Origin of the sequence: Microbacterium sp. NPDC089320, assembly GCF_040684875.1 — a bacterium.
Taxonomy (GTDB): Bacteria; Actinomycetota; Actinomycetes; order Actinomycetales; family Microbacteriaceae; genus Microbacterium.
On record NZ_JBFBGY010000006.1, the window covers coordinates 24,661 to 47,925 of the forward strand.

Below are 23,265 nucleotides of genomic sequence, written 5' to 3' on the forward strand. Positions count from 1 at the left end.
CCACACAGAGAACAATGGAGTTTCCATGAAATTCGGCAAGAAGACCGCATTCGCGGCACTCGTGGCCGCATCCGCCCTCGTCTTCGCGGGCTGTGCAGGCGGCGGTGACGTCATCGAAGAGGGCAGCGGCAGCGACGGAGGCAGCGGCGACGGCGAGATGTACATCGCCATGGTCTCGAAGGGCTTCCAGCACCAGTTCTGGCAGGCCGTCAAGAAGGGCGCGGAGCAGAAGGCCGAAGAGCTCGGCGTCCGCATCACGTTCGAGGGCCCCGCAGCCGAGACCGAGATCGCCCAGCAGCTCGAGATGCTGACCGCCGCGATCGACAAGAACCCGGATGCCATCGCCTACGCAGCGCTCGACCCCGAGGCGTGCGTCGCCCCGCTCGAGCAGGCGAAGTCGAAGGACATCCCCGTGGTCTACTTCGACGCTCCGTGCGACGGAGACGTGGGCCTGAGCCTCTCGGCCACCGACAGCAAGGTCGCCGGCGCGCTGGCAGCCGAGCACATGGCCGACCTGATCGGCGGATCGGGCGAGGTCGCGATCGTCGGCCACTCGCAGATCAACTCGACCGGTGTCGAGCGTCGCGACGGCTTCGTCGAGAAGATCGAGGCGGACTACCCCGACATCAAGATCGTCGACATCCAGTACGGTGACGGCGACCACCTGAAGTCGGCCGACATCGCCAAGACGCTGATCGCGGCGCACCCCGACCTCAAGGGCATCTACGGCACCAACGAGGGTTCCGCCATCGGCGTCGTCAACGCCGTGAACGAGCTGGGTCTCGAGAAGGGCAAGATCACGATCGTCGGCTTCGACTCGGGAGCGGCCCAGATCAACGCGATCAAGGACGGCACGATGGCCGGCGCCATCACGCAGGACCCGATCGGCATCGGCGAGCAGGTCGTGCAGGCGGCCTACGACGCGGCCAACGGCGAGGATGTCGAGGAGTTCTACGACACCGGTTCGTACTGGTACGACAGCACGAACCTCGAGGATGAGGACATCGCAGCGGTCCTCTACGAGTGATCCGCTGAGATCGACAGAAGCCCCCCGCCTTCGGGCGGGGGGCTTTCTGCGTGGCGCCGGAGTGGAGCGGGCGCGGGGTCAGATGCGGCGCAGGAACGTGAGGATCGACGACGGCTCGACGATGAGCTGCTGCAGGGCCTCGTTGAACGGCACTCCGGCAGGCGCGGCGATGTGCGCCTGGAAGGCCGCCTCGTCGCGATAGACCTCGTAGACGAAGAACCGGTCGGGATCGTCGACGAGGCGTGTCGCATCGAAGACGATGTTGCCCTCCTCGGCGCGGACGACCTCGGCGAAGTCACGCAGCAGCGCGGCGACCTCGTCGCCCTTCTCGGGGCGGGCGGTGAAGACGGCGTGCAGGATGGTCGGCTCGGTCATGCGGGCTCCTTCGGTTCGAACGGACGGACGGTGCGGGCGGTCGACACGACGCGGGGTCAACGGGCGGAGAGCGTGAGCAGGTGCGCGGGATTCGCGACCAGCATCCGCTCCACGGCGTCGTCGCCGACCGCGGACCGCAGCCGGGGCAGGTAGCGCTCGCCGAGGTAGGCGAGACCCGGCATCCCGCCGTATGCGAGGTAGCGGGTGCGGCGGGCGACATCGCCACCGAGCAGGATGCGGTCTGCGCACCCCAGGGAGAGTGCCTTCTCGGTCAGGGCGAGCAGCTCGGCATCCGATCGGGTGCGCGGCCGGGCGAATCCGTCGTACCCCAGGTAGGCGCCGCGCTCGGCGAGGGAGGCGTGCAGTCCCGCGTCCGGATCGCGGTCGGCGTGTGCGAGCACCACGCGATCGGATGCCACGCCGTCGGCCTCGAGCAGATCGAGCACCTCGTGGGCGGCTGTGCAGAACTCCAGATGCACCATGACCGGAGCCCCGGTCGCCCGGTGAGCGGCCGCGACGGCGAGCAGGGTCGTGTGCTCGAAGGGCGAGATGCGCCAGTAGTCGACGCCGGCCTTGAGCAGGCCGGCGCGCACGGGCGAGCCGTCGGGCGCAGCTGCCCGGGGCACGTCAGGGGTCTCGAAGACCAGGGCGTCGTCGACGACCATTCCGTCGGCCAGCTCGCCGATGAACAGGGCAGTCAGGCGCTCGACGTCCCACACCTGCATCGGATGGTCGTCGCCGTAGTGCGCCTCCCGGTGTCGCCCGGTCGTCGCGACGATGTGCATCCCGGTGCCCGCACTGATGCGTGCCACCGCCTCGGGGTCGCGCCCGAGGCCGAAGGGCGTGGCGTCTACCATCGCCGCGAAGCCGCTGGCCCTGAGCAGGGCGGCCTCCTGGCCCGAGAGGTCTTCGTCGTCGAGCTCGTCGCCCGCCAGCAGCGGCGAGATCTGGAACAGGTGCTCGTGATAGTTCGTCGCCCCGAGCTGCGCCGGGTCGATGTCGCCGAGCACCGACCGGACGACGGGCATCAGCGCACCGACTCCGCGGCCTCGGCGAGCCGCTCGACGATCTCGGGGGTGAGGTCGATCTCGAACACGTCTGCGACGACCTGCGACCAGCCGTGGATGAAGTACCGCCACCCGTCGATCACGTGCAGGCCGCGCGCGGCCTCCTGGGCTCGCGCCTGGTGCAGGAACTCGAGCGACCCGCGGTAGTTGAACTCCCACACCCACGCGCCCTCGGGGAACACGACGTCGTCGGGCAGAGGTGAGCCGGGGCGGTCCTTGCCGAGGCCCGTGGCGTTCACGATCAGCGACCCCGCCGGGGCTGCGGCGACGATGGCGGCGCCATCCTGCACGGTGTCGGTGCGCACGTAGGCGATGAGGCCGTCGGGGGTGCCGTGCTGGCGGTGCACCTCGCGCAGGTGGTCGAGCTTGTCATCGTCGCGGGCGGTCACGGTGATGCGTGCCGGAGCATCCGCTCGCTCGGCCAGCGCCCAGCTGAGTGCGGTGCCGGATCCGCCGGCCCCGAGGATCACGACCTCGGCCCCGGTGCGGGCGAAGTGATCGATCGGCAGGAAGTCGTTCAGCGCGAGGTCGACCGTGAGGGGGTCCTTGGCGCGGCCGATCAGGCGGTCGCCGCGCTTCGAGATGCTCGAGATCTCGGAGCACGAGACGGCGAACGGGTCGAGCTCGTCGAACAGGTCGGATGCCGCGGCGAACACGTTCATCTTGTGGGTCGTGACGAGCGCGCCCCGGTGGTGCGGATCGTCGCGGATCTGCTCGACCATCCCCACGTACTGCTCGGGCGTGGCATCCATCGGCAGGTCGTGGCCGACGAGGTTCCGGGTGGGGAGGCCCAGCACCTCGGCCCACGTCGGGAACACCTTCATGATCGACGACGAGCCGGTGCTCACGCCGACGAACCCCATGTAGCCGCCGGTCTCGGCAGTCGTGGGAGTCGCGGGGGTCTCGGTGATGGTCATCGCGGGATCCTTCAGGGTCGGGGAGAGACGGGGTGGGCGGGCGCGGTGCCCGCGAGGACGGCCAAGACGTCGTCGAGCGACATCGAGCCCATGTTGTCGACCGCCTGCGTGGTCTGCGCACCGAGATGCGGGGTGACGGTCACACGGTCGGCGAGGTCGTCGGCGAGCAGCGGGCTCGCGCTCGCCGCGGTGTCGCCGGTCAGGGTGTCAGCGGCGTAACCGCCGAGGCGTCCGTCGCGCAGAGCCTGCGCGAGAGCCTCCTCGTCGACGAGATCGGGGCGGGCGGTGTTCACGAGGATCGTTCCCGGACGGATGCCGTCGAGCCGGTCCGTATCGACGAGCGTCTGTCCGCCGGGAGCATGCAGGGTGATGAGGTCGGCGATCTGGAACAGCTCGTCGAGGCCCACCGGCTCGGCGCCATGGCCCGCGATGACGTCGGCGGGCAGGAACGGATCGGCCGCCAGCACTCGCGCGCCGAAGCCGCTCAGCCGTCGGGCCACGCCCTGGCCGATGCGACCGAAGCCCACGATGCCGACCGTCGCGGCACCGAGCTCCCGCCCGCGGCGCACACTCCAGTCACCTGCGCGCACACGACGATCGCCGTCGGGGATGAACCGGAGGGCTGCGAGCATGAGCCCGACGGCGTGGTCGGCGACGGCATCCGCATTCGCTCCGGGGGTGTTCGTCACCGGGATGCCGCGCCGCAGCGCCGCCTCGAGATCGACCGCTTCGGTGCCGACCCCGTAGCGGGCGACGACCCGCAGGTTGGGGGCGGCGGCGAGGTGCTCGTCGGTCACCGGGCCCGTGCCCGCGATCCACCCCTCGGCGGCGGCGAGCAGCGGGGCGAGCTCCGTGAGGCCGTGATGTGCGGGACCTCGGACGATCTCGTGGCCCGCGGCCCTCGCGCGCCCGACGAGGTCGAGGTCGCCGTCCGAGAACGATCGGCTGGTGGCGAGGATGACACCCATCAGGCGCCCCGGGTGGACGGCGCCTGGGCGAACCACGGCTCGAGGGCCGTGTAGGCGTCGACGAAGCGGTCATGGCGCCGAGCGTGCACGCTGTGCCGGCCGGCATCCGGAGTGAACTCCGCCGTCACCTCGCTGAGCGCCCGCGCCGCCGAGAAATCCGCAAGACCGAGGCCCACGGCGCCGGTCACCGCTGCTCCGAGGCTGTTGGCCTCCTCGACGATCGTGCGGCGTCGGATCGGCACGCCCCAGACGTCGGCCAGGATGCCGAGCCACGCGTCGCTCTGCGCACCGCCGCCGACCGCGTCGATGCGGTCGATCGTGGCGCCCGACTCGCGGAAGGCCTGGATGCAGGTGAGCAGGTTGTAGGCCACGCCCTCGAGCACCGCGCGGGTGAGGTGCGCGCGGGTGTGATGACGCCCGAGCCCGACGAACGCCCCACGGGCGTGCGGATCCCACAGCGGCGAGCGCTCGCCGAGCAGGTAGGGCAGGAAGTAGAGGTCTTCGGTGTCGAGGTCGCCGGCGGCCTCGGCCGTGAGCCGGGCGGTGTCCGGGTGCGCGGGATCGGGCGACAGCGCCTCGGCGATCCACTGCACCGAGGCTCCGCCGGCCTGCATGGTCGCGGTCGGCACGAAGGATCCCGGCACGACGTTGTCGAACGTCATGGTGCGCATCTGCGGATCGTGCAGCGGGGTGAGGCTCGCGAACGAGATCCACGACGAGGTGCCCAGGCACACGTAGGCGCCGTCCTCCGGGGCGACGATGCCCGATCCGACCGCGGCGAGCGGGCCGTCTCCGCCGCCCATGACGACGCGCACGGAGGCGGGGAGTCCCAGAGCGTCCGCCGCCGCGTTGGTGAGCGAGCCCGCGACGGTCGTCGACTCGAGGATCTCGGGGAACAGGGCGGCGTCGAGTCCCGCGGCGCCGAGCACATCGGTCGACCACGTGCCGCGCTGCTGGTCGTAGGCGTTCGTGCCCGAGGCGTCGGAGCGTTCGGTGGCGAGGCGCCCGGTGAGGCGGTAGACGATGTAGTCCTTGGCGACGCAGAAGTGCCGCACGCGCGCCCACACCTCGGGTTCGTTGTCGCGCACCCACATGATCTTCTCGACCGAGTAGGTGGGGTTCAGGCGGTGGCCGAGCGTGCGGTAGGCGTTCTCCGCGCCGAGCGCCTGTTCGAGTGACCGGGTCTGCGCGCCGGATCGCGTGTCGGCCCAGATGATCGCGGGGCGCACGGGGTCTCCGTGCGCATCGAGCAGCACGGTGCCCATCATCTGGCCGCTCACGACGAGACCTCCGATGGATTCGGGGGCGACGGCCGCGCTGGTCAGCAGCTGCCGGGTGGCGGCGACGACGGCATCCCACCAGTCCGCCGGATCCTGCTCGGCGATGCCCCCGGCGGCGAAATGCGCCGGATAGGGAACGGTGACCGACGTGATGAGGCGACCGTCGTCGTGGTGCAGGGAGGCCTTGTTGCCGGTGGTCCCGAGATCGTGCGCGATCAGCATGGCCGGAGCCTATTCCGCGGAGGGGGACGCGGAATAGGGGCGCAGGTCCACGCCCTCGCCCGCGCGATACGCCCGCGAGCCCATCCCGTGCTCGAGCACCCAGCCGTAGTCATGGCCCGCGCCGCCCGGGTAGACGGCGAGGAACGCGTAGGGCTCGTCGCCCGTGTTGACCGAACGGTGCGCCCACCCCGGCGGGATGTAGCCGATCGTGCCCGGCAGCATGTCGAGCCATTCGGTGCGCTCGCCGTCGAACATGAGCAGCCCGCCGCGACCCTTCAGGGCGAGGTAGATCTCGCCCTGGTGGTCCGGGTGCTGGTGACCCTTGGTCATCCAGAGCTCACCCGAGGTGTCGCCCGGCATGATCGTCGTGATCGACTGCGGCAGCTCGCGGTCGACCTCGGGCACGGGCGAGCTGACCACGGTGTAGACGACGGGGTTGTCACCGGCGGACGACGCGGCCCAGGCATCCGCGTCGAGGAACAGGCCCTCCAGATCGGACATCCGCCGGGTGAGCGTCGGCCCCTCGGGAGAGAGCGTGAGCTTCTCGGCGTCGAAGGCGATCGCCATCGGCGAGATCGGGGGAGTGTGGAACTGGGGCATCGGTGCTCCTCGTACGGGTGCTGCGGCGCTGCGCAACCTGTAATGACAAGCTGAGCATACCTGTTATGACAAGTTGCGTCCAGTGCTCGGATGCGCGGCGCGTGGAGCGCGCGTGCGCGGCGCCGGATTCGCTGTCCCCGGTTCCGGTCGCAGTCTGTGCCGCGTTGACGTCGACGGAGCGGCACGAAGTGCGACGGGAGTGGGCGGGTGCGGAAACGGAGCGGCGCGAAGTGCGAGGGGAGTGGGCTCAGGATGCTGCGCGCAGCACGCGGGCGAGATGCTCTCGACCGTCGCGGATGGCCTCGGCGGTCACCGCGACGACCCCCGGGTACTCGGCATGCCCCGCAGGAAGCACGGCGAGCTCGAGCACCCGCGCCGCATTGGCGACGGCGTACTGCCCCTGCGGCGGAACGGACTGGTCCCACAGGGCTGCTTCGACCCGCACCGGCACGTCGGCGAACCCGAGCGCGGTGGACGCGTCGAACCAGCGCAGCGCGTCGCGGGCCTCGGGATGCGTCGCCACATGCTCTCGCACAGCCTCGCCGCTGCCCAGGCATCGCACAGCCAGTCGTTCGTCGTACTGCCCGAAGCTCGGCACGACGAGCGTCGCCCCGATGTACCGGTCGTCCCACGGGAGGGCGAGGGCGCCGATCCCTCCGCCGAAGCTCTCGCCCACGTAGTAGAGCGGAAGGGGACCGACGAGCGTCTCGAGAGCATCTGCGGCGAGCCAGAGATCGCGAGCGCACAGCCCCAGCGCGTAGTGCTCGGGGTCGTCGATGCCCGAGATCACGTGCTCGAGTGGCTGCTCGGGTGCGCCGACGCCCCTGTTCAGCGTCGTGAGGCCGCGAGCCACAGGGAAGATCGCCACCGCATCATCGGGAACCCGAGCGAGATCGATCGCATCCCGTCCGCCGTAGCCGTGGCTGTGCACGACACCGACCCGCGCCGGCGTGGTGACGGACTCGACCACCCACGCCCGCAGACGGATGCCGTCGGCGCCCGTATGCTCGACGATCGACACGCGCCGACCGTCGACGATCTCCGCCGAGAGCTCGGTGGGCGCGGCATCCACCGTCTTCGCGTGATCTCTCCACTCCTGCCATCGGGCGGCGAAGTCGGCGGGCGCGGGAACCGGCGCGACCTCGCGCAGAGTCGCGAGGGTGTGGCCGTAGCTGCCATCGAACTCTGCGTCGGGGAACCAGGTGTCGTAGGGAGAGGGGAAGGTCATGGCGAGACGACGCTACCGAATCCGCATCGGAGGCGCCGGTCAGGTGCTCGCGCGGCGGGCTCGATAGGCCGCCACCGCATTGCGATTGGTGCAGGCCGTCGAGCAGTAGCGCTTCGACCGGTTGCGGGAGAGGTCGAGGGCGAGGGCCTCGCACGTGTCGTCGGCGCAGATCGTGATGCGCGATCCCTCGTCTGCGCGGATGACGTCGATCAGCGCCATCGCGGTCTCGATCAGCACGCGCTCGGCGAGGGGGCGCTCGTCGGCGACGGCGTGCAGATGCCAGTCCGCGCCGTCGTGTCGGACCAGCCGCGGCGACAGATGTGCTTCGGCGAGCGCGGAGTTGACGTGCTCGACCATCTCGTCTCGGGGCGCGATGAGCATGCTGCGCAGGCGCGGACGGATCTCGCGCAGCGACGTGAGCTCGGCGTCGTCGCGGTCGAGGCGCCCGGAATAGGGGAAGTCCGACAGGAAGGCCTCGTAGTCGGCGAGCGTCTCGAGCGTCTGCGGATCCTCCGCCGAGTTCACCAGCCAGACGGCCGAACGCAGCGCCTCTTCGGTGTCATCGGTGAAGTTCATGTTGACACCTTACATCCTGCGCGAGTAGCGTCACCTGTCATGAGCACAGTCGCAAATGACAGCGGGGCGCACGGCGTGCGGTTCGGTCTGCCGCTAGCGATCGGCGCAGCCTTCGCGTTCGGCATGTCGGGAGCGTGGGCTCGGGGGCTCATCGACGCGGGGTGGACGCCCGGCGCGGCCGTGACCGTACGGGTCTGGGTCGCCGCGCTCGTGCTGCTCGTGCCTGCCGTCCTGTCTCTGCGCGGGCGGTGGGGAGTGCTCCGCAAGAACGCCGGCATGGTCGCCGCCTACGGCCTGCTCGCCGTCACGGCCACGCAGCTCTGCTACTTCCAGGCCGTCGCCGTGATGGACGTCGGCCTCGCCCTGCTCATCGAGTACACCGCGCCGATCGCCGTCATCCTCTGGCTCTGGCTGCGGCGCGGTGAACGCCCGAGTCGGCGCAGCGTGATCGGCGCCGCCATCGCGTTCGTCGGACTCGTGCTGATGCTCGACATCATCACGGGTGCCGAGGTCAACGTCGCCGGAATCCTCTGGGCGCTCGCCGCCATGGTCGGCGCCGCGACATACTTCCTGCTCTCGGCCAAGGCTGACACGGGGCTGCCGCCGATCGCACTCGCCGGGGGAGGACTGCTGCTCGGCGCGGTCGCGCTCACGGTCGCCGGAGGCGTCGGCATCCTGCCCATCGCCTGGACGACCGACGACATCGCCTACCGCTTCGGCACCGTGCCGTGGTTCGTGCCGGTGCTCGCGATCGGTCTGATCGCGACGGCCCTCGCCTATGTGCTCGGCATCGCCTCGACGCGGATGCTGGGCTCGCGCCTCGCATCGTTCGTGGCTCTCTCGGAGGTCGTCGCCGCGCTCCTCTTCGGCTGGCTCCTGCTCGGTCAGCTGCCTGACCTGCTGCAGGCTCTCGGAGGAGCGCTCGTGCTGGTCGGCGTCGTCGTGGTGAAGCTGGGCGAGCCGCGTCCTGCCGAATTCGTCGAGCCCGTGCCGGATGCCGCGACGCTGTCCCAGCGGTAGACCAATGTATACGTGAAGCGGCCTTTAGTAATTCCAGAGCGCTCCGATCCGGATTTATGTATACACTGAGGGAATGAGTTCCGTCGCCGATCGCATCACGGCGAGCGACCGAGCCCACGCAGCGCTGTTGGACGAGATCCAGTCGGGCGCCCTCCCCGCCGGCTTCGTGCTCGGCGAGGTCGAGCAGGCCGCGCGCCTCGGCGTCAGCCGCACCCCGATGCGTGAGGCGCTGCGCCGACTCGCCGCCGACGGGCTCGTCGTGCAGCAGTCGCCTCGGGTCACGGTGGTCGCAGACCTGGATGCCGACGACATCCGCGCGCTGTTCGAGATCCGCCGTGCGCTGGAGGAGACCTCCGCCCGACTCGCCGCCCAGCGGGGCGATGCCGCGCTCTTCTCCGCGCTCGCCGACGAGTTCGCGCACGTCGACCTCGACGCCGTCGAGGGGCGCGACGCCTACTACGCGCTCATCGCCCGCTTCGACGCCGCCCTGGACGCGGCCGTCGACAACGACTACATCGCCTCGGCGCTGCGCACCGTGCGCACCCACCTGGTGCGAGTGCGCCGCATGGCCCGCGACAAGCCCGACCGCCTCGCCGCCTCAGCCGCCGAGCACCGCACGATCGCCGCCGCCCTGGGCGCACGCGACGGCGAGCTCGCCGCCCACGCCACGCATGTGCACCTGCACAACGCGCTCACCGGCATCCTCGACTCCCTGACCGCCAACCCCGAAGGTGTGAAATGACCGTCACCCACCACGTCCGCGTCCACCGCAGCGACGAGAACCTCGCCCGTGAAGACCAGCTCGCCTGGAAGATCGCCGAGGTCGCCGCCGACCCCGTCGAGGTCGAGCAGGGCGTCACCGACATGATCATCAACCGCATCATCGACAACGCGTCGGTCGCCGCGGCATCCCTCACCCGCGGGCCCATCAACGCTGCCCGCGCCCAGGCGTTCAGCCACCCCGTCTCGACCGGCGGCATCGGCGCCACCGTGTTCGGCGCAGCTCTCGACAACCGCACCAGCCCCGAGTGGGCGGCCTGGGCCAACGGCGTGGCCGTGCGCGAGCTGGACTACCACGACACGTTCCTCGCGGCGGAGTACTCGCACCCTGGCGACAACATCCCGCCGATCCTCGCGGTCGCCCAGCACGTGCAGGCCGACGGTCGCGCGCTGCTGCGCGGCATCGCCACGGGCTACGAGATCCAGATGGACCTCGTGCGCGCGATCTGCCTGCACAAGCACAAGATCGACCACGTCGCGCACCTCGGCCCGTCGGCAGCCGCCGGCATCGGCACCCTGCTCGGGCTCGATGTCGAGACGATCTACCAGGCTGTCGGCCAGGCGCTGCACACCACCACCGCCACGCGTCAGAGCCGCAAGGGCGAGATCTCGACCTGGAAGGCCCACGCCCCCGCATTCGCCGGCAAGCTCGCCGTCGAAGCGGTCGACCGGGCCATGCGCGGCCAGACGAGTCCGGCCCCGATCTACGAGGGCGAAGACGGCGTGATCGCGTGGATGCTCGACGGCAAGGATGCCGCATACGAGGTGCCCTTGCCGGCTGCCGGCGAGGCGAAGCGGGCGATCCTCGACTCGTACACGAAGGAGCACTCTGCCGAATACCAGGCGCAGGCGTGGATCGACCTCGCCCGCAAGCTCGGCATCGAGAACCCGGCGCTGCGCGACCCCGCGAACATCGAGTCGATCGTGCTGCACACCAGCCACCACACGCACTACGTGATCGGCTCGGGTGCCAACGACCCGCAGAAGTACGACCCGACGGCATCGCGTGAGACGCTCGACCACTCGATCCCGTACATCTTCGCGGTCGCGCTGCAGGACGGCGGCTGGCACCACGTCGACTCGTACACCCCCGAGCGCGCCGGACGCGCAGACACCGTCGCCCTGTGGCACAAGATCACCACGGCCGAGGATGCCGAGTGGACGCGCCGCTACCACTCCGAAGACCCCGATGTGAAGGCGTTCGGCGGTCGCGTCGAGTTCCGTCTCACCGACGGCACCACCGTGATGGACGAGATCGCCGTCGCCGACGCGCATCCGCTGGGCGCCCGTCCGTTCGCCCGTGAGAACTACATCGCGAAGTTCCGGCTGCTGGCCGAGCCCGTGCTCGAGCCCGCCGAGATCGAGCGCTTCCTCGAGCTCGTGCAGCGTCTGCCCGAGCTCACGGCCGCCGAGGTGGGCGAGCTGTCGATCATCGCGAAGCCCGGCCTGCTCGAGAGCGCCGACGCGCCGAAGGGCCTGTTCTGATGCTGTACTCGCACGTCACCCCGGCCGAGAAGCGCCGCCTGTTCCGCGAACGCCTCGCGAGCGGCGAGCTGCTGCGCTTCCCCGGCGCGTTCAATCCGCTGAGCGCCCGCCTGATCGAGCAGAAGGGCTTCGACGGGGTCTACATCTCGGGTGCCGTGCTCTCGGCTGACCTCGGCGTGCCCGACATCGGGCTCACCACGCTCACCGAGGTCGCCGGTCGCGCGAAGCAGATCGCGCGCATGACCGACATCCCCGCGATCGTCGACGCCGACACCGGCTTCGGCGAGCCGATGAACGTCGCCCGCACGATCCAGGAGCTCGAGGACGCGGGGCTCGCCGGCACGCACATCGAGGACCAGATCAACCCGAAGCGCTGCGGCCACCTCGACGGCAAGAGCGTCGTCGACGAGAGTACCGCGATCCGTCGCATCCGCGCCGCCGCCGATGCCCGCCGCGATGAGAACTTCCTCATCATGGCGCGCACCGACATCCGGGCCATCGAGGGCCTGGACTCCGCGATCGACCGCGCCAAGGCGCTGGTGGATGCCGGAGCGGATGCCGTGTTCCCCGAGGCGATGCGCACCCTCGGCGAGTTCGAGGCGATGGCGAACGCCCTCGACGTGCCGATCCTGGCCAACATGACCGAGTTCGGCAAGAGCGATCTGTTCTCGGTCGACCAGCTGCGCGACGCCGGAGTGAACATGGTCATCTGGCCCGTGTCGCTGCTGCGCATCGCGATGGGCGCGGCCGGCCGTGCGCTCGATACTCTGAACGAGGAGGGGCACCTCACCGCGAAGCTCGGTGAGATGCAGCACCGTGCCGATCTCTACGACCTGATCGACTACGAGTCCTACAAGGAGTTCGACTCGGGCGTCGCAGGCTTCACCGTCACGAAGGAGTGAGCATGACCGAGCCGGACATCAAGAAGGGCCTCGCCGGGGTCGTCGTCGACACGACCGCGATCTCGAAGGTCAACCCCGAGACCAACAGCCTGCTCTATCGTGGCTACCCCGTGCAGGAGCTGGCGGCGACGCAGCCCTTCGAGGCGGTCGCCTACCTGCTCTGGCATGGCGAACTGCCTACGGCCGATCAGCTGGCGGCCCTGCGGGAGACCGAGCGCGAGCACCGCGCGCTGGCCGACAACGTGAAGACGGCGATCGACCTGGTTCCTCTCGAGGCGCACCCGATGGACGAGGTGCGCACCGCGGTCAGCCTGATCGGCGCGTCGGACCCGAACGCGGGCGGCTCGGTGCTGAATGCCGGCGGCAGCCCGGAGGAGAACCTCGAGCGCAGCATCCGTCTGTTCGCCTCTCTTCCCGCGATCGTCGCCTACGGCCAGCGCCGTCGCCGCGGGCAGGAGCTGATCGCACCGCGCGACGACCTCGACTACTCGGCGAACTTCCTCTGGATGACGTTCGGCGAGGAACCCGATCCGGTCGTAGTCGACGCCTTCAACCGCTCGATGATCCTCTATGCCGAGCACTCGTTCAACGCCTCGACCTTCACGGCCCGCGTCATCACGTCGACGCTGAGCGACCTGTACTCGGCCGTGGTGGGCGCGATCGGAGCGCTCAAGGGGCCGCTGCACGGCGGTGCCAATGAGGCCGTGCTGCACATCTTCGACGAGATCGGCGACGCCTCGAACGTGGTGCCGTGGCTGGATGCGGCCCTCGCCGAGAAGCGCAAGATCATGGGCTTCGGGCACCGCGTCTACAAGAGCGGCGATTCGCGTGTGCCGACGATGAAGGCCGCGCTCGACACGCTCGTCGAGCACTACGACAAGCCCGAGGTGGCCGCGCTGTACGACGCACTGGAGTCGGAGTTCGTCGCGCGCAAGGGCATCTACCCCAACCTCGACTACCCGTCTGGGCCGGCCTACAACCTGATCGGCTTCGACACGCTGACCTTCACGCCGCTGTTCGTCGCAGCGCGGGTGACCGGGTGGACGGCGCACGTGATCGAACAGGCCGGCGCGAACGCGCTCATCCGTCCGCTGTCGTTCTACGACGGCGTCGACGAGCGCCACATCGAGAACTGAGGGACGGCTCGACTCGCCGCTCGTTCGAATCGCGCACTTTGCAGAAAAACCGCAACCGGAACTGCGAAGTGCGCGATTCGAATGGTGTCTTGGGGGTCAGCTGGCGCGCGGGAGGGTGCCCAGCTCGGTGCCGGACGCGTCCTTGATCACGAGGACATCGCCGTCGATCTCGACCGCGCGCACGCCCCGCATCCAGTCGTCGACTCCGGGGCACGCCTTCAGCGTCGAAGCGAATCGGGCGAGGTCGACGCGGTCGCCGTTCACCGAGTAGGTCGTGGTGACGCCGTTGCAGCCGTCGCTTCCGTGCACCTCGCCCCCGGCCGTGAACTCGAGGTGCGGCTGACCCGGGGCATCCTCTCCCCACACTCCGACGAGCTTCTCGACGATGGCGCTGTCGTCGCCGTTCGGTTCGGCGCTCGACGTCGGCGCGCTGCTCGGACCGCCGCTGGCGCACGCCGCGCCCATCACGGCGACGGCTCCCAGGATCGCGAGGCCGACGAGGGTGCGTGGGCTGCGCTGGGTGCTCATGCTGGCCATGGTAACGGTGTCGTCTGCGAACGCAATCCGCTGGCCAGCGGGGTCAACGGCCCCCGTATCGCAAACGATAGGTCCAGGTCAAGAAGCGAAATTCTGGTAAACAATTTCCCCATTCTGTGGATTTACTGGGTACTCTGCATGAGATCCCTGTTCGTCTCGACGGACTGGATCCTGCTTGTCGGGGGGCCAGCGTCGCAGTTCACGCTTCCACCCGGGGCGAACGGTTCTGTGTGCAACGCACACTGCCGACGATGAAACTGACTGACGATCCGTGACCAGCAAGGACATACATCACATGACGCACAGAGTGACAGGCCGCCGCCCACTGGCGCTGACGGCCGCCACCACGCTCGCCCTGTCGGGGCTCTTCCTCGGAGCGCCCGCGGCGTTCGCGGAGGACTCCGCAGATTCATCCGGACAGGATGCTCCTGTCGAGGTGCTCAAGACTCAGGCGGAACTCGACAAGGTCGGCACCGACATGGTCGCCGTCGGTCAGACCGCTGATGGCGGCAATGTCGTCGTCGTGACTGCGGACAGCGCGGCTGCGGACTCCGAGATCGCCCAGATCGCGGCATCCGAGGGCTTCCCTGACGCATCCGTCGTGAAGGTCGACACCGCGCTCTCGGCATTCGATGAGGGCGACGTCGTCGGCGGACAGGGCTACCTGTCGGTCGCCCCCGACCTCGACGGATTCCTCGCCAACGAGCCCGGCAGCGCGGCATGGTCGTGCTCCATCGGCTTCGCCGCCTTCACGCCCGAGGGTGACCCTGCGCTCCTGAGCGCCGGCCACTGCGCATTCGGCGCGAACGACGAGCGCCTCACCGACACGACACTGACCGTCCCCAGCAGCGAAGACGCAGCCGGGAGCAGCCAGGTGCAGCTGCCCGCCACCATCGACCTGCTCGGCACGTTCGGCTTCGCCCAGTTCGGCGGCGGCGACGGCGGGCTCGGCTCGAACGGCGACACCACCGCGACCGACATCTCGGTCATCGACATCGACGAGTCCGCGGGCTGGAACCCTGTTCCCGCGGTCACCGACTGGAGCACGGCCGGCGAGTCGCTGAGCTCGCTCGCCGACGGCGTCATCGCGATCAAGTCCGTCGCCGCTCCGGCGGTCGGCGAGGTCTCGAAGAGCGGTCGTACGACCGGCTTCACCACCGGCGTGGTCGCCAGCGACGACGTTCTCGACGGCTGGGCGAACATCGACGGTCACTGGGTGCAGGGCTTCTCGAGCAACACGCCCGCCGCGCCCGGCGACTCGGGTGGCGCGGTCATCCAGGGCAACGCGGCCGTCGGCCTCATCAGCGGTGGCACGGAGGCGACCGCCACCCAGGAGCAGTTCACCTGGGCGGCTTCGCTCGTGACCGCTCTGCCCAAGACGGGTGGCTACCAGGTCGCGCTCGACCTCGACGCACCGGTCATCACGAGCCCCGCCGACGGAGCCGAGGTGCAGCCGGGAACGGCCATCACCGGCACGGTCTCCGGCGCTGAGAAGGTCACGGTCAGCGGCTTCGGCGCCGACCAGACCGTCGATGTCGTCGACGGCGCGTTCTCGGTCGTGGGCCCCGTCGAGCTCGGTGAGCACACCGTCTCGGTTCGCGCACGCACCGGCTTCAGCTCCTCCGAGACCGTCTCGATCGACGTGACCGTGGTTCCTGCGCCGCTCGTCGCACCGGTGATCACGTCACCGGCTGACGGCTCGACCGTCAACGACACCGTCACCGCGATCAGCGGCACCGGCCTGCCGACCACCGCCATCACGGTGACCGACGCCGAGACCGACGACGTGCTGGGAACGACCGAGGTCGCCGCAGACGGTTCCTGGACCGTCGACGGACTGGACCTCGGATTCGCGAACGAGGACTACAGCGTCGTCGTGACGCAGACCCGCACGATCGACGGCGTGGATGAGGTCTCGCCCGAGGCCACCTCGACGTTCGCCGTCCGCCCCGCCTCGCCGGCCGTGACCTCGGTCGCCAACGGCGCGGAGTTCGCCCACAACGGCGGTCCTTCCGGGCTCGCGGGTTCGGGCATCGACGGAGCGACCGTGACGGTCACGCTCAACGGCGCCGAGCCGGTCTCGGCCAACACGGCAGCCCTCGCGGGCGCGTTCGCCGCGGCGAGCGGCACCTTCACGGCCACGGTCGAGGACGGTGCCTGGAGCGTCGACTTCGGTGCGGCTCTCGAGTCGGGCACCTACACGGTCTCGGCCACGCAGGCCGTCGACGGCGTCTCGTCGACCCCGACCGACCTGTCGTTCGCTGTCCTCGCCGCACCGGTCGCCGGTGGTGGCGGAGCCGCCCCGGGCGAGGGTGGCGCAGCCGCACCCGGTGACGGTGGGCTCGCAGCGACGGGTGCCGACATGCTCGTGCCGCTGACGGCCGGAGCCATCGCGCTCGCTCTGCTGTCGGGCGGACTGCTGCTGGTCGTCCGTCGTCGCCAGCAGGTCCAGAGCTGATCTCGCTGAACACGATCTGACGGAGTGACCGGCCTCGGCCGTGAACCCGATCGCTGAGAAGCCCGGTATCGATCGATACCGGGCTTCTTCGCGTCTGCAGGATGCCGGTTCAGGGGCATTAGCGCTCGGAGCGCGTCGCGGTCAAGCGGATGCGCAGACGGCGGCCCGAGGAGTATCACTGTTGCGGGGCACACGCGCCCCCGCGAGAAGGAGGCTCCATGTCCGCATCCGATTCTCCCGTCAGGGAGGTCCGGTCGCTCGTCCCCGCGCGCATGGACCGTCTGCCGTGGTCGAGGTTCCACTGGATGATCGTCGTCGGACTCGGGTTCTCATGGATCCTCGACGGCCTCGAAGTGCAGATCGTCGCCGCGAACGGCTATGCCGCCACGCTGGGGATGGGTCCGGCCGAGGTCGGCCTCGCGGGCACCTGCTATCTGCTCGGCCAGGTGTTCGGCGCGCTCGTGTTCGGACGCCTGACCGACAAGCTCGGCCGCAAGAAGCTCTTCATCCTGTCTCTCGCGATCTACCTGATCGGGTCGGCCGTCGCCGGTCTCGCCTTCGCTCCCTGGTTCTTCTACATCTGGCGCTTCGTGGCCGGAGCCGGGATCGGCGGCGAGTACGCCGCCATCAACTCGGCGATCGATGAGATCATCCCCGCCAAGTACCGTGGCCGCGTCGACATCGCGATCAACGGCACCTACTGGGGTGGCGCGGCGCTCGGCGCGGTCGCGAACCTCTTCTTCCTCAACACCGACATCCTCCCCGCCGACATCGGGTGGCGGCTCAGCTTCTTCCTGGGTCCCGTGCTCGGCCTGCTGATCATCTGGCTGCGCCGGCACATCCCCGAGAGCCCGCGCTGGGAGATGACGCACGGGCGGGAGGATGCCGCCGAGCGCAACGTCGACGCGATCGAGGAGCGCATCCGCAAGGAGGGCAAGACGATCCCTCCCGTCGACGAGAGCAAGGCGATCACGGTCAAGGAGTACGGTCGCGTCCCGTTCCTCGTGATCGTGAAGGTGCTGTTCAAGAAGTACCCGCGGCGCACCCTGGTCGGGATCACCATGATGGTGACCCAGTCGTTCCTCTACAACGCCATCTTCTTCACCTACGCGCTGGTGCTCGAGAACTTCTACGACACGCCCCCGGCCTCGGCCTCGCAGTACTTCATCATCTTCGCGGTGGGCAATCTCGCCGGTGCCCTCCTGCTGGGGCACTTCTTCGACACGTGGGGTCGGCGACGGATGCTGTTCGCCACCTACGTGCTCGCCGGCAGCATCCTGCTCGTCAGCGCGTTCCTCTTCAATGCGGGAGTCCTCAACGCCGCGACGCACACGGCGTTCTGGTGCGCGTCGTTCTTCTTCGCCTCCGCAGGCGCCTCGGCGGCCTATCTGACTGTGAGCGAGATCTTCCCGCTCGAGCTGCGCAGCCAGGTCATCTCGTACGTCTTCTCGATCGGGCAGCTCGTCGGAGCCATCGCTCCCGTGCTCTACGGCTCGCTGATCGGCGCGAGTGCCGAGACCGGTGACCGCGGACCGCTCTTCTGGGGCTATGTGCTCGGCTCGGGGGTGATGATCTTCGGCGGGGTCGTCTGCGGGATCTTCGGGGTGAGCGCGGCCGGGAAGTCCCTGGAGGACATCGCCGACCCGCTCTCGCTCGTCGAACCCGGAGACAAGCCCGTGACGCCCGACCCCGCGGAACGCGCGTCGTCCTGACCCGCTGCACCCGCAGAGATGCCCGGGTCCTCCGAGGACCCGGGCATCGTCAAGTCAGGCGATCACGCCAGCTCGATCACCGACCACGACAGCGGCGGCAGCGTCGCACGCACCTGGCCGTCGACGACCTCGGCGCCCGCGAGCGGCACCATGTGCACGGCATCCTGCGTGGTCTCGAGGTTGGCGGTGTGGCGGTCGCCGCCCTCGGGGATCGTCAGCGTCTCGGCGTTCACGACGCGCAGACCGGTGAGGCCGCGCAGCTCGACCGTCAGGTCGCTCTCCTCGTCGAGCGACCGGTTCGCGACGAACACCACGACGCGTCCGCTCTCCTCGTCCCAGGTCGCTGCGGCATCGACCGCGTCGACACCGCCGTAGCGCTTGGTCTCGATCTGCGGGGCCGACACCGCGAGGCGCAGGATGCGACCCTTCGCCAGGCGGGCCATGCGCTCGAAGGGCCAGAAGCTCGTCTGACGCCAGGCCGGGCCGTTCTCCTCCGAGCGGATCGGAGCGATCACGTTCACGAGCTGCGCCTGGTTGGCGATCTTCACGCGGTCGCCGTGGCGGAGCAGGCTGTTGAGCAGCGTGCCCACGACCACCGCATCCGTCACGTTGTAGGTGTCTTCGATCAGACGCGGATGCTTCTTCCACCCGGCCTTCGCGATCTCGACCGACTCGACGTCGTTGAACTTCACCTGGTCCCACACGTTCCACTCGTCGAACGAGATGTCGACCTGCTTCGAGTGCTTGCCCGCGGCCTTCACCGCGTCGATCGTGGCGATCACGCCGTCGATGAACGCATCCATGTCGACCGACTCCGCGAGGAACGACTCGGCGTCGCCGTCGTGCTCCTGGTAGTAGGCGTGCATCGAGATGAAGTCGACCTCGTCGTAGGCGTGGGTGAGCACGGTGTGCTCCCAGGTGCCGAACGTCGGCATCGAGCGGCCGGACGAGCCGACCGCGACGAGCTCGATCGTCGGGTCGACGAGCTTCATGGCCTTGGCCGACTCCTGCGCCAGACGCCCGTACTCGGTCGCGGTCTTGCCGCCGATCTGCCACGGGCCGTCGAGCTCGTTGCCCAGGCACCACAGCTTGATGTCGAAGGGCTGCTCGGCGCCGTTCTTGCGGCGAAGGTCAGACCAGTACGTGCCGCCCGGGTGGTTGGCGTACTCGACGAGCGAGCGGGCCTCTTCGACGCCACGGGTGCCGAGGTTGATGGCCTCCATGACCTCGACGTCGGCCTCCTTCGCCCAGTCCATGAACTCGTGCAGGCCGAAGGCGTTGGTCTCGATCGTGTGCCAGGCGCCGTCGATGCGCACGGGGCGGTCCTCGACCGGGCCGACCCCGTCTTCCCAGCGGTAGCCCGAGACGAAGTTGCCTCCGGGGTAGCGGACCACGGTCGGGCCCATCTCCTTCACCAGGGCGAGGACGTCCTGACGGAAGCCGCGCTCGTCGGCCTGCGGGTGCCCGGGCTCATAGATGCCGGTGTAGACGCAGCGCCCCATGTGCTCGACGAACGAGCCGAAGAGCCTCCGGGGGACGTCGGCGATGGTGAAGTCGCGGTCGATGGTGATGCGGGCCTTGCTCATTGCTCTCCTTGATCGGCGGATGCCGGGTTGGTGGGGACTACTGACCGCCGAAGCCGCTGGTCGCGACGCCCTTGACGATCTGCTTCTGGAAGATGATGAACACGATGATCAGCGGCAGTGCGGCCAGCACGGCCTGCGCCATGACCTGCGCATACTGCACGCCGTAGGCGCTGATGACCGTCTGGAGTCCGACCGGAAGCGTCATCAGCGTGGTGTCGTTGATGACGAGGAACGGCCAGAGGAAGTTGTTCCACGCGGCGATGAACACGAAGATCGCGACGGATGCGAGGATCGGCCGCGAGAGCGGCAGCACAATCGACCAGAAGATGCGGAACCGCCCGGCGCCGTCGACCCTCGCCGCGTCCTCGAGTTCGATCGGCACGGCGTCGAAGAAGCGCTTGAGGATGAACACCATCGCCGGTGCGACGACCTGCGGCAGGATCAGGCCCCAGTACGTGTCGATGAGGTTGAACGCCAGCATCTCGTAGAACAGCGGGATGATCAGCGCCTGCGGCGGAACGACGATCGAGGCGATGATCACTCCGAACAGCCACTTGCGCCCGGTGAAGTCGAGACGCGACAGCGCATACGCGGCCATCGCCGAGATCGCGAGGGTGATCACCGTGATCGCGACCGACGTGAGAAGGCTGTTGAACGCCCAGGTGTAGACATTGCCCTGCGACAGGATCGCGGTGAACGCCTCGATGGTCGGCCCGCTCGCGCCGATCCAGTTCGGGTCGCCCGACGCGGCATCCGTCTCTGTCTTGAAGGCGGTCGCGACCGCCCAGAGGAACGGCAGCAGCCAGCCGACCGCGAGCAGGAGGAGGACGACGAAGGCGGCGATGCGGAGCGGACCGAAGGGCTTCTGGCCCGGGAGGTGAGAGCGCCGCGGGCCGCGGGCCTGTGTCGTGGTGATGGTTTCAGTGCGGGTGGCGGTGGCGGTGGAAGACATCACAGCTGCTCCTTCCGGCGGCGCATGATCAGAGCCTGCGCGACGCCGATGATGACGATGAGAGCGAAGAACACATAGGAGATCGCGGCGGAGTAGCCGAATCGGTAGCTGACGAAGCCTGCCTCGTAGATGTACTGGACGATCGAGCGGGTGGTGTCGCTCGCGACGCCGCCGAGCATCTGGTACGCCTGATCGAAGAGCTTCAGCGATGCCAGGATCTGCAGGATCAGGATCAGCACGGTCGCCGGGCCCAGCTGCGGAAGCGTGATCGACCAGAACTGCCGCCAGGCTCCCGCTCCATCGAGCGCCGCCGCCTCGTACTGCTGCGGCGGGATGTTCTGCATCGCGGCGAGGTAGAGCAGGAAGTTGAACCCGACCGTCCACCACACGGTGGCGACGACGATCGACAGCATGTTGGTGTCGGGGTTCTGCAGCCACGCGATCGGCTCGAGACCGAAGAACACGAGGATGTTGTTGGCTGCACCCACCTGCGGGTTGAAGATCCACACCCAGATCTGCGAGATCACGGTCGAGGCGAGCAGGAACGGCATGAAGAACGACAGTCGCCAGAGCCACTGCCCCGGGATTCCTCGGTCGACCAGCGCCGCCATCAGCAGGGCGATCACGACGAGCGGCACGGTGGAGATGAGGGTGAACCACACCGTGTTGCCCATCGACTGCCACATCTTCGGGTCGGCGAGGGCCTCGGCGTAGTTGGCGAAGCCGACGAACGATCCGCCGGCACCGGTGAGCGACTGGTCGGTGAAGCTGAGGATGATGCCGTGGATGATCGGCCAGACCAGGAACAGCGCGAAGGCGACGAGGAACGGGGCCAGGAATGCCCAGCTGATCAGCTGTTCGCGATTGCGTGAGCCGGCGCGGCGGCCGCGCGACGTGCTGCGCGAGCCGGTGACGATCGTGCGGGTGGAGTCCGTGGGGGCGGTCGAGATGCTCATGATGCGAACGTCCCCTCGGGGTCGGCCGGGTTGGGTTGGCGCAGCAGCGCGTTGACGCGGGCTTCGAAGCGATCCACCGCCGCCGCGGGGTCGTCACCCGAGAGCAGCACGCCCTGGACGGCGGCGCCGAACTCGGCTTGGAAGTTGGATCCCGACCCGGTGAACCACGCGGTGGGATCGTAGACGACGTGCTGCGCGGCCTCGGCGTAGTGCGCCTGGGGGATCAGGTCGTCGTACTCGGGAGACTCGGTCACCGGCAGGAAGGCGGGGATGTGCCCGGCCTCCGCCCATCCGAACGACCCCTTCAGCATGTCGGCGACGAACTGATAGGTCAGGTCGCGCTTCTTCTCGTCGGCATTGGTCTGATGCGGCAGGACGAACGAGTGCGAGTCCGCATAGACGGCGGGCGTGCCGTAGAGAGTCGGGATCATGGTCGCGTCGAACGGGAGCTCGGCCGCCTGCATGGTGCGCAGCTCCCAGACGCCGGTGAACAGCATCCCGCTCTTGCCGGTCGCGAACTCGGCGACCGCGCTGCCGTAGTCGGCCTGCGCGAGCGCGATCTCGCCGTCGAGCAGGGTGCGCATGAGCGTGAGGGACTCGACCGCGGCATCCTTGTCGATCACGGCCGTGCCGCCGCTCGGGAGCTCCATCGGGGCACCGTGCTGCGAGTAGAACGTATAGAAGAGGCGCCACATCTGCGCCCCGTCGCCGAGGTAGCCGTAGGAGAGAGCGTGGCCCTCGGCCTGACCGCCGATGGTGCGCAGCTGGTCGAGGAACTCCTCCGGAGACGACGTCTCGAGGAGGCGACCGTCGCTGTCGAGCACGCCGGCGGCATCGCAGATGTCGGTGTTGAACATCGCGACGAACGGATGCGCGTCGAGTGCGACGCTGTACATGTTCTCGCCGACGAAACCCTTCTCCCAGATGGGCTTCGGGAACGTCGAGGCGTCCACGCCGAGATCTGCGAGCCGGTCGAGGTCCCACGGGTCGAGCAGGCCGCCGGGCGCCCAGCCGACCGTGCGCGTGGCGTGCATGATCGCGACGTCGGGGGCCCGGCCGCCCGCGCCGGCCATGGCGAGCTTGGTGTAGTACGGAGTGCCCCACGCGAGAACAGTGGGACGGATGCGGTACGCGCTCTGCGCCCCGTTGGCGGTGTCGAGCAGCTGCGACATGGTGACGCCGTCGCCACCCGAGAGCAGATGCCAGAACTGGAGGGTGGTGGTGTTCGATCCCGGAACGGTGCCGGGTGCACAGCCGGCGAGCAGCGCTGCGGCGGCCGTGACGGAGGCGGCGGTCAGGAACTGCCGTCTGGACATATCGAGCGGGGGCGTCATCGTCACTCCTTCGTGACAGCGGGCGGGGTCGGGGTACATCATTACATCGATGTAATCGAAACGGCAAGGTTTCCCCTGGCTTTCGAATCGCGCACTTTGCAGTTTCCCGCCCCCGGAAACTGCACAGTGCGCGATTCGAAAGGAGAA

Annotated in this window: 21 protein-coding genes; 8 read left to right on the forward strand and 13 right to left on the reverse strand. The window is 69.0% G+C overall.

Annotated elements, in window-relative coordinates; all coding sequences use genetic code 11:
- Positions 1-25: 25 nt before the first annotated feature.
- The gene (locus AB0N61_RS16390; RefSeq protein ID WP_167948373.1) at positions 26-1,027 is read left to right on the forward strand and encodes an ABC transporter substrate-binding protein; all 1,002 of its coding nucleotides are present in this window, start codon (positions 26-28) and stop codon (positions 1,025-1,027) included.
- A gap of 78 nt (positions 1,028-1,105) precedes the next feature.
- Here the strand turns inward: AB0N61_RS16390 and AB0N61_RS16395 are convergent, their stop codons facing one another.
- From AB0N61_RS16395 to AB0N61_RS16430, 8 genes are all read right to left on the reverse strand, one after another.
- Entirely contained in the window at positions 1,106-1,402 is a 297-nt protein-coding gene (locus tag AB0N61_RS16395; protein ID WP_363365420.1) for a putative quinol monooxygenase, read from the reverse strand.
- A 56-nt stretch (positions 1,403-1,458) separates the two neighbouring features.
- Positions 1,459-2,430, reverse strand: a complete 972-nt coding sequence (locus AB0N61_RS16400; protein WP_363365421.1) for an aryldialkylphosphatase — start codon at positions 2,428-2,430, stop codon at positions 1,459-1,461.
- Positions 2,430-3,386: a shikimate dehydrogenase gene (locus tag AB0N61_RS16405; RefSeq protein WP_363365422.1), complete on the reverse strand. Its 957-nt coding sequence runs from the start codon at positions 3,384-3,386 to the stop codon at positions 2,430-2,432. The genes AB0N61_RS16400 and AB0N61_RS16405 overlap by 1 nt, the downstream gene beginning before the upstream one ends.
- An 11-nt stretch (positions 3,387-3,397) precedes the next feature.
- A complete protein-coding gene (locus tag AB0N61_RS16410) occupies positions 3,398-4,354 on the reverse strand; it encodes a phosphoglycerate dehydrogenase (protein WP_363365423.1) in 957 nt (318 codons plus the stop codon).
- On the reverse strand, positions 4,354-5,856 hold the full coding sequence (xylB, locus tag AB0N61_RS16415) for a xylulokinase (protein WP_363365424.1): 1,503 nt from the start codon (positions 5,854-5,856) through the stop codon (positions 4,354-4,356). The genes AB0N61_RS16410 and xylB overlap by 1 nt, the downstream gene beginning before the upstream one ends.
- Before the next feature lie 9 nt (positions 5,857-5,865).
- Entirely contained in the window at positions 5,866-6,456 is a 591-nt protein-coding gene (locus AB0N61_RS16420; RefSeq protein ID WP_363365425.1) for a glucose-6-phosphate isomerase family protein, read from the reverse strand.
- A gap of 247 nt (positions 6,457-6,703) precedes the next feature.
- Positions 6,704-7,684 (reverse strand): acetylxylan esterase, encoded by a 981-nt coding sequence (locus AB0N61_RS16425; RefSeq protein WP_363365426.1) that lies wholly within the window; start codon positions 7,682-7,684, stop codon positions 6,704-6,706.
- 39 nt (positions 7,685-7,723) lie between these two features.
- Positions 7,724-8,260 (reverse strand): CGNR zinc finger domain-containing protein, encoded by a 537-nt coding sequence (locus tag AB0N61_RS16430; protein ID WP_363365427.1) that lies wholly within the window; start codon positions 8,258-8,260, stop codon positions 7,724-7,726.
- 39 nt (positions 8,261-8,299) lie between these two features.
- Between AB0N61_RS16430 and AB0N61_RS16435 the strand changes: the two genes are divergently transcribed.
- From AB0N61_RS16435 to AB0N61_RS16455, 5 genes are all read left to right on the forward strand, one after another.
- Positions 8,300-9,280: an EamA family transporter gene (locus AB0N61_RS16435; RefSeq protein WP_363365428.1), complete on the forward strand. Its 981-nt coding sequence runs from the start codon at positions 8,300-8,302 to the stop codon at positions 9,278-9,280.
- A gap of 73 nt (positions 9,281-9,353) precedes the next feature.
- Positions 9,354-10,022, forward strand: a complete 669-nt coding sequence (locus AB0N61_RS16440; protein WP_363365429.1) for a GntR family transcriptional regulator — start codon at positions 9,354-9,356, stop codon at positions 10,020-10,022.
- Positions 10,019-11,545, forward strand: a complete 1,527-nt coding sequence (locus tag AB0N61_RS16445) for an MmgE/PrpD family protein (RefSeq protein WP_363365430.1) — start codon at positions 10,019-10,021, stop codon at positions 11,543-11,545. The genes AB0N61_RS16440 and AB0N61_RS16445 overlap by 4 nt, the downstream gene beginning before the upstream one ends.
- Complete coding sequence (gene prpB, locus AB0N61_RS16450; protein ID WP_363365431.1) at positions 11,545-12,447, forward strand: methylisocitrate lyase; 903 nt, start codon at positions 11,545-11,547, stop codon at positions 12,445-12,447. Before AB0N61_RS16445 ends, prpB begins: the two co-directional genes overlap by 1 nt.
- A 2-nt stretch (positions 12,448-12,449) precedes the next feature.
- On the forward strand, positions 12,450-13,583 hold the full coding sequence (locus tag AB0N61_RS16455; protein WP_363365432.1) for a bifunctional 2-methylcitrate synthase/citrate synthase: 1,134 nt from the start codon (positions 12,450-12,452) through the stop codon (positions 13,581-13,583).
- Between the two features lie 96 nt (positions 13,584-13,679).
- Here AB0N61_RS16455 and AB0N61_RS16460 read toward each other — a convergent pair whose 3' ends face one another.
- The gene (locus tag AB0N61_RS16460) at positions 13,680-14,111 is read right to left on the reverse strand and encodes an META domain-containing protein (RefSeq protein ID WP_363365433.1); all 432 of its coding nucleotides are present in this window, start codon (positions 14,109-14,111) and stop codon (positions 13,680-13,682) included.
- A gap of 304 nt (positions 14,112-14,415) precedes the next feature.
- Here AB0N61_RS16460 and AB0N61_RS16465 point away from each other — a divergent pair, with 304 nt between their 5' ends.
- The gene (locus AB0N61_RS16465) at positions 14,416-16,578 is read left to right on the forward strand and encodes a hypothetical protein (protein ID WP_363365434.1); all 2,163 of its coding nucleotides are present in this window, start codon (positions 14,416-14,418) and stop codon (positions 16,576-16,578) included.
- 218 nt (positions 16,579-16,796) lie between these two features.
- Positions 16,797-18,290: an MFS transporter gene (locus AB0N61_RS16470; protein WP_167948389.1), complete on the forward strand. Its 1,494-nt coding sequence runs from the start codon at positions 16,797-16,799 to the stop codon at positions 18,288-18,290.
- 62 nt (positions 18,291-18,352) lie between these two features.
- On the opposite strand, the gene AB0N61_RS16475 is transcribed toward AB0N61_RS16470, so the two are convergent.
- The 4 genes from AB0N61_RS16475 to AB0N61_RS16490 are packed head-to-tail and all read right to left on the reverse strand — an operon-like array spanning position 18,353 to position 23,118.
- Complete coding sequence (locus AB0N61_RS16475; RefSeq protein ID WP_363365435.1) at positions 18,353-19,876, reverse strand: alpha-N-arabinofuranosidase; 1,524 nt, start codon at positions 19,874-19,876, stop codon at positions 18,353-18,355.
- 37 nt (positions 19,877-19,913) lie between these two features.
- The gene (locus AB0N61_RS16480) at positions 19,914-20,828 is read right to left on the reverse strand and encodes a carbohydrate ABC transporter permease (protein WP_167948391.1); all 915 of its coding nucleotides are present in this window, start codon (positions 20,826-20,828) and stop codon (positions 19,914-19,916) included.
- Positions 20,828-21,784: a sugar ABC transporter permease gene (locus tag AB0N61_RS16485; protein WP_363365436.1), complete on the reverse strand. Its 957-nt coding sequence runs from the start codon at positions 21,782-21,784 to the stop codon at positions 20,828-20,830. Before AB0N61_RS16485 ends, AB0N61_RS16480 begins: the two co-directional genes overlap by 1 nt.
- The gene (locus AB0N61_RS16490) at positions 21,781-23,118 is read right to left on the reverse strand and encodes an extracellular solute-binding protein (protein WP_363365437.1); all 1,338 of its coding nucleotides are present in this window, start codon (positions 23,116-23,118) and stop codon (positions 21,781-21,783) included. The genes AB0N61_RS16485 and AB0N61_RS16490 overlap by 4 nt, the downstream gene beginning before the upstream one ends.
- Positions 23,119-23,265 lie beyond the last annotated feature (147 nt).